7 protein-coding genes are annotated in these 6,273 nt (G+C 42.7%); 1 reads left to right on the plus strand and 6 read right to left on the minus strand.

All coding sequences use genetic code 11. From position 1 onward, the window contains the following. Positions 1–26 precede the first annotated feature (26 nt). Positions 27–575, minus strand: coding sequence for a cupin domain-containing protein (locus tag L2717_RS02995; RefSeq protein ID WP_220772958.1), 549 nt, complete (start codon positions 573–575; stop codon positions 27–29). 235 nt (positions 576–810) lie between these two features. Between L2717_RS02995 and L2717_RS03000 the strand changes: the two genes are divergently transcribed. Beyond that, a complete protein-coding gene (locus L2717_RS03000; RefSeq protein WP_220772951.1) occupies positions 811–2,118 on the plus strand; it encodes an NAD(P)/FAD-dependent oxidoreductase in 1,308 nt (435 codons plus the stop codon). Between the two features lie 190 nt (positions 2,119–2,308). Here the strand turns inward: L2717_RS03000 and L2717_RS03005 are convergent, their stop codons facing one another. From L2717_RS03005 to L2717_RS03025, 5 genes are all read right to left on the minus strand, one after another. Next, entirely contained in the window at positions 2,309–2,821 is a 513-nt protein-coding gene (locus L2717_RS03005; protein ID WP_220772952.1) for a DUF2937 family protein, read from the minus strand. A gap of 111 nt (positions 2,822–2,932) precedes the next feature. Then, positions 2,933–3,790 carry a sulfurtransferase gene (locus L2717_RS03010; protein WP_220772953.1) on the minus strand — a complete coding sequence of 286 codons (858 nt, stop codon included), beginning with the start codon at positions 3,788–3,790 and terminating at the stop codon, positions 2,933–2,935. A 164-nt stretch (positions 3,791–3,954) separates the two neighbouring features. After that, positions 3,955–4,368 carry a septal ring lytic transglycosylase RlpA family protein gene (locus L2717_RS03015; RefSeq protein WP_220772954.1) on the minus strand — a complete coding sequence of 138 codons (414 nt, stop codon included), beginning with the start codon at positions 4,366–4,368 and terminating at the stop codon, positions 3,955–3,957. A 751-nt stretch (positions 4,369–5,119) separates the two neighbouring features. Next, positions 5,120–5,713, minus strand: a complete 594-nt coding sequence (locus L2717_RS03020) for a hypothetical protein (protein ID WP_220772955.1) — start codon at positions 5,711–5,713, stop codon at positions 5,120–5,122. Positions 5,714–5,811: 98 nt separating this feature from the next. Next, positions 5,812–6,201, minus strand: a complete 390-nt coding sequence (locus L2717_RS03025) for a hypothetical protein (RefSeq protein ID WP_246611730.1) — start codon at positions 6,199–6,201, stop codon at positions 5,812–5,814. Between the last annotated feature and the right edge of the window lie 72 nt (positions 6,202–6,273).

Below are 6,273 nucleotides of genomic sequence, written 5' to 3' on the forward strand. Positions count from 1 at the left end.
ATTGAATGATAAGCTAAGTAACTTGGTTAAAAGTTTGCGGGCGTAGTCGCACTCACCAAACGGCAAGGTTCATCAAAGGGATTACGGAATCGATGCGGTAATTCACTGTTAAAGTAATAACTATCACCCGCTTCTAAAATATACACCTCATCACCGACTGTGAGTTCGAATTTACCTTCGATCACCATTGCAGCTTCTTCGCCTTCATGCTTTAGCATTTCTTCACCCGTGTCTGAGCCGGGTGGATAAATCTCATTCATTACCGACATAGCGCGGTTTGGATAATCGCGGCCAATCAGTTTAAATTCTAGAGGTCCTGTACCGATATCGAGCAATTCATCGGACCGATAAACAACCTTGCGCTCACTATCCGTTGAGGTTTCAATTGAGAAAAAATCCACTAAAGACATAGGGATGCCTGAAAGCACTTTTTTTAAAGAGCTAACTGATGGGCTAACACTGTTTTTCTCGATCATTGAAATGGTGCTGTTAGTTACGCCAGCACGTTTGGCTAGCTCTCGTTGAGATAAGCCTTTCATTTTTCGAATAGTTTTAAGGCTGGCGCCAATATCCAAATTTAACATCCCCCTAAACGCTCGGATCAAATCCGATAGATGACGAATAACATGTTCAGGATAAACCCCATCCAGAACGTATTTTCGCCCTAAAAGTGCGTGTTTTACTGCTTTCATTGTATTCTACATAAAAAGCATGTTAAATAAAACGAACACTTTTTCACATCATGTTAAAAGTGTGATGAGTATACTGAGGCAAGTCCAATTTACAATAAAAACAATTTTTGGAGCCATAATGGCAAGTAAACCGCCCGTGCACAGTGAACAATATCCACAATCATATTATGTTGATACTGCAAAAGAAATTTATGCTCATCCACAACTTGAAGGCAATATCAGTGCCGATGTCTGCATAGTGGGCGGTGGCTTTAGTGGTATCAATACCGCCATAGAACTCGCTCAACGTGGTCTGAGTGTCGTGCTATTAGAAGCCAAGCGCATTGGTTGGGGCGCATCGGGGCGCAATGGTGGCGAGCTCATTCGCGGTATCGGCCACGATCCCGCACAATTTCAAAATGAAATCGGCATTGAAGGCGTACAAGCCATCCAACAAATGGGCTTTGAAGCGGTTGAAATTGTGCGAAATCGCATACAAGAACACCAAATAGACTGCGATCTACATATGGGTTACTGCGACTTGGCAGTAAAACCTCGCCACATGGATGAACTTGAAGAAGAATTCACTGCACTTAAAGCCATGGGTTATCAGCAAAAAATCAAGCTGCTCACTAAATCGCAATTGGGTGAAGTGGTTGGTTCAGATTTTTATCAAGGTGCCTTGGTCGATATGGGCAGCGGCCACCTACACCCGCTGAATCTTGCCCTTGGCGAAGCCCGCGTCGCCCGCAATCTCGGCGCGCAATTATTTGAATACAGCAAAGCTGAAAAAATCATTCAAGGTGCCAAACCTAAGGTCATTACCGCCAAAGGTGAGGTCACTTGTCAATACTTAGTGCTCGCTGGTAATGCGTATATCGGCCACAAACTTAACAGCTTTATCGGTGGCAAAGTTTTACCCGCTGGCAGTTATTTATTGGCAACGGAGCCTTTAACGGCAGCTCAATGCGCCAGTATTATCCCGCAGAATATGGCTTTCGCCGATATGCGAATAGCCTTAGATTACTACCATCTATCCGCAGACCGGCGGTTATTATTTGGCGGCCTTTGCACCTATTCGGGTAAAGATCCTAAGGATATTGAAGCGGCGCTTAGGCCGAATCTAGAGAAAGTGTTCCCACAATTAAAAGGGATACGCATCGATTATGAATGGGGAGGCATGATAGGTATCGGCGCAAACCGTATGCCACAAATTGGTCGCCTGCCCGATGCCAATAATATTTTTTACGCCCAAGCCTATGCAGGACACGGCGTGAACGCCACTCACATGGCGGCAAAACTGCTTGCCGAAGCTATTTGCCAACAGGCGGGACATTTTGATGTGTTCGCTAAAATTAAACACATGACCTTTCCCGGCGGCCCGACGTTCCGCTCGCCTATGCTCGCGGCAGGTATGCTGTATCACAGGTTTAAGGATTTGTTTTAATTACGAATAGTTCATGCCCAGCGAACGGCTTATCCGCTGAGCATGATTTGTCATTTAAGTGCTAGTGATTTAAGCGCTAGTCATTTAAGTGCTAATCATTAACGCATTAATCTTTTAAGAATGCGTGATTTATGCAACAAGGTAAAACCTCCCCTAAAACCTAAGTTCTAGCTCGACCCACCTACGCAAATTACTTCGCTCTGCTTAATCTCAGCCGCTTTTTACGCCTTGCCCACAAAATAAAAGGCATAGAGCCAAGATAATGCACCACTAAAGCCACCACAACGCCAAAGCCAATACCACTGGCGGTTAAAGGGATGCCTGGCTTAAAGTTACTGAGGGTTTTTTCAAGATAATCAAAGCGAGCAGGATTAAACATGTAGACGGTTTTCTCAAACAAATTACCTGTTTTGAAAATTCCCATACCTTGCTCCAGTTGAGTGTAAAGTTCGAGTGTCTGCAACTTTTGCTCAGCATCAGCGCGTACACTGGGCTCCTGATTGACTTGGTGATGGGCAATCATCTCTTGTGCATCCGCATATTGGTATTGTTTCGCGGTTGCTTCATAGCCTTCTACTTGCCATCGGGTCGATTCATAAAGACCTGATAAAAATTGCTGATAATGATCAGCCAATTGCGGTAACTGCAAGGCCATCACTAGAATGAGTCCAAATACCAACTTATCAATTAATCTGCCAATCAAGACTTTCTCCTTGATACTTTCACCTTGGAACTTTAGCCAAGCACATCGAGTTACGACAAATAAGCTACGTAACGCTCGAAGTGACACAGACTTAATCTATGTATCGCTTGATTAACACTCTATTGGCAGATCATTACGAGCGCCCCAATCTGCCCAGGAACCGTCATAGAGGATAGGATTAGTATGCCCTGCCGCCACCGAGGCTAAAATCAAAATACACGCAGTGATCCCCGAACCACAGCTAAATACCCGTGCAGACTTATCTGCAGCAAGCCCTTGATAGATAGCCTGTAACTCGCTAGTAGATTTAATTTTATTGCCATCGAGCACTTGAGCAAAGGGTAAGTTAACCGAATGAGGAATATGCCCAGAGCGCACACCGGGGCGAGGTTCACTCACTTGGCCTAAAAAGCGTGGCACGCCACGGGCATCAATAATCGCGGTTTTGGTATCATCAATTCGTGATAAAACGGCCTCGGCGTCCATCACCCGCTCGGTGTGGTATTGCAGTACATCAGCCAAAGTATCGATATCCGTAGGGCCATAATCGATACCTTCATCTTGGTAACGCGATGAGGTCATTCGGTCTTCTTCAACCCATTGGGGCAAACCACCATCAAGTACATAAACTTGACTAAAACCCATCACTTTAAAAGTCCACCAAGCCCGCGGAGAAGAGTAAATGCCTTGGTTATCATAGATAACAATAATGCTATCGGCCTCAATCCCAAGTTGTGCGATCCCTTGAGCAAATTGCTCAAGCGTCGGCAAGGCATGGATTTGGCTTGAAGTGTTATCACAAAATACATTTTCTAAGTCGAACCGACGTGAGCGTGCTATACAAATCGGCTCGTCATAAACTAGGGGGTCTTTACCAATAACGGTTTGCATACTGGCATCGAGCAGCACTAAATGGGGATCGGTGAGGTGTGCTTCGAGCCACTGCGTACTAACAAGTGGGTATTCCATAGCAAATCCTTATACTGTTATGTGGATCGAGTGGGAGTCTTTCATGCTATGCCGCAAAGGCCAAATATCGGCTTTACAAGTTGTCGGCTTTAGCTATTCAACAAAAGCATTAATCGCGTTTGGCGATGCTTAAAGTGCATCGCACCGTTTTATCAAACTAGCCGCTATTTAATAACTTCTATTTTCACATCAATTAAACCTGAAGAAGTGTTACCTATACTACTAAATGCAGATTTTGATAGATCAATAATACGGCCACGCACAAAAGGCCCTCTATCGTTAATTTTTACAATGACACTTTTGCCATTATCGACGTTAGTCACCTTAACACTCGAACCAAATGGTAACTTTTTATGGGCTGCCGTTTTTAATGCGTGTTTATAACGTGCACCGCTCGCCGTTTTTTTATTTTGATGTTTATCACCATAAAAAGAAGCTTTGCCAGACTCAGTAAATCCCACCCAGTTACCATCTTCACCCGTTTTTAACGAAGAACAACCTGCCAAAAAGCTTAACAGTGCCAGTACAGATAATTTGATAAAAGTAGAACGCATAATTTGGTTTTTAAGTGTGTTCACATGACACCTTCTCTAATAAGTGAATTTACTGCTAGGGAGCAATCTGCTCAGCAAAAATCAAGGGGAGAAATAACGAAGAACCCTTGGATGACAAAAGCTCAGGGCTTGCATCCTAAAAAATCAGTGCAAGACATCATAAAACCCCACGAGGCTACAGCAGTTACACGCTAAAATCACGCATTAGCAGGTGAATACTCTCGGTTTGAAGTCAAAAGGTTGCTGACATACTGACTTAGAAACAGGCAGATATGTGCTGGAGACTAGTTTTTGGGGACCTGTAATTTTAGTTGTTAGTAGTGTAGCGTTTGCTGATATCCACTCACACAGGCTTGCCATGGCATTAGTGTAACCTGTAGATTGAAAAGCGTTACGCAGCACGCTTTGGGACAAAACCTTGTTAGATAATTCACTCTTATGAGCCAGATTCGGATTAGCTATTCTATTAGTAATGCTTCGTTTGGCTACAAACTAATCAATGCTCGATATAACCAGTCGGAGTAGGCATAACAGGGACATGAATCAGTTCTCTAGAGATTTGATTCATCTTAAGAGAAAAAACGCCCCATAATAGCCGCAAACAGGGTGTGAGGGCGGTTTTTAGGGGTTAGCGTGAATCAGTCTGGTGTAGAGTGATTCAAGGGCTCATTCTCGACAAAAACGCGTTAGTTTTTTACTCTAATCAGTTGGTTTCAGATTAATATTTCTATGGGGTAATTTCTAATTGTGAGGCAGCGTATCTGTCCCACACCAATTATTTGTTAGGCGCTTCGATATGTATATTATTCAATAAATTAAATGCAGTATTGATACTGCTTTTTAGCTCAGAAACTTCATTCTTACAGTGCGTTAATTGAATTGAATCACTCAAAAAACTTATAGTCATTTCTATGGGGTTGAACCGTTTTAAGACAAGCGTTTTATCAGGTGGAGGTTGTACACTTACATGGATGAAACTTAATGAAAATGGTTCGTTTATGTTTTTGAGTTCTTTGTCAATTCTTTCATCGTGATGTTCCCATGAGTTTCTCACCATTTTTGAGGTGATATTTGGGAGCGCTATATCTCCTAATAAGTTTTGAAGTTCATTACATCTTTTTTTTGAATCTGATGTTTTTGAGGAGTATAGCAATCGATTTATCGCTGACATTGCAGAAAGACACACTGTCGCTTCAGATATAATTGAAAGTGGTGAAAATTTGTTGCCATCATTGATTGATTTACTTATCGCAATCCAGTGTTCAGATGCTTTTTCAAGTTTTTCATAAGCCAACAAATATAAGTCACATTGTATTGAAATTTCACTTAGGAAAATAACTGATGAGAAGTAAATTTTAGGAATTGGCATATGTATCTCGAATTAGCGCCTAACGCCCACAGCTCGGGCCGAAACCCGCGCAGCAGTTGAGGTCCAGGCCACGCAGTAGCAGATTGTGACTGCGCTTGTTAAGTGCGTTGTTTGGCATATAGCTCCCTCGCTTTTTGTAACCGCTTCACAATAGCCTGATATGTTGCACCTTTTCTAACGTCAGCAATACCTGCTGTACCATTCTTCAAATAAAACGCCTCAACTTTTTCAATGTACTGCGCACAGTAAAATATCTCTTGTTCGTAATTTTTTTCTTTCCTAGATAGAATTGCCACGCGCTCAAAGTAATAAGGTGCTGGAACCATACCAGCTTTTTCCATTGTCTTTAGTTCTGCATCGCAGCAGCGCTTCATTGCATCGATGTCATGCTTCTTCTCGTCAACCAGCTCCCAAGTTTGTTTACCATCGACCAAATTTGCCCCGTCCGTAACCTCTGCGATTAACTCACTGTTCTGGTCTAATCCCATCGGACACTTAATTTTGAGACAGTATGGTCAATAAATTATAAATTAAGAGGTCTATATGAGTTTAAAAAAATC

Origin of the sequence: Shewanella glacialipiscicola, assembly GCF_023283485.1 — a bacterium.
Taxonomy (GTDB): Bacteria; Pseudomonadota; Gammaproteobacteria; order Enterobacterales; family Shewanellaceae; genus Shewanella; species Shewanella glacialipiscicola.

What these genes read in the sequence shown, in the direction of transcription:
- L2717_RS03000 (WP_220772951.1), top strand. Translation starts at nt 811, where the DNA reads ATGGCAAGTAAACCGCCCGTGCACAGTGAACAATATCCACAATCATAT.
- L2717_RS03010 (WP_220772953.1), bottom strand. Translation starts at nt 3,790, where the DNA reads ATGGAATACCCACTTGTTAGTACGCAGTGGCTCGAAGCACACCTCACC.
- L2717_RS03020 (WP_220772955.1), bottom strand. Translation starts at nt 5,713, where the DNA reads ATGCCAATTCCTAAAATTTACTTCTCATCAGTTATTTTCCTAAGTGAA.
- L2717_RS03025 (WP_246611730.1), bottom strand. Translation starts at nt 6,201, where the DNA reads ATGGGATTAGACCAGAACAGTGAGTTAATCGCAGAGGTTACGGACGGG.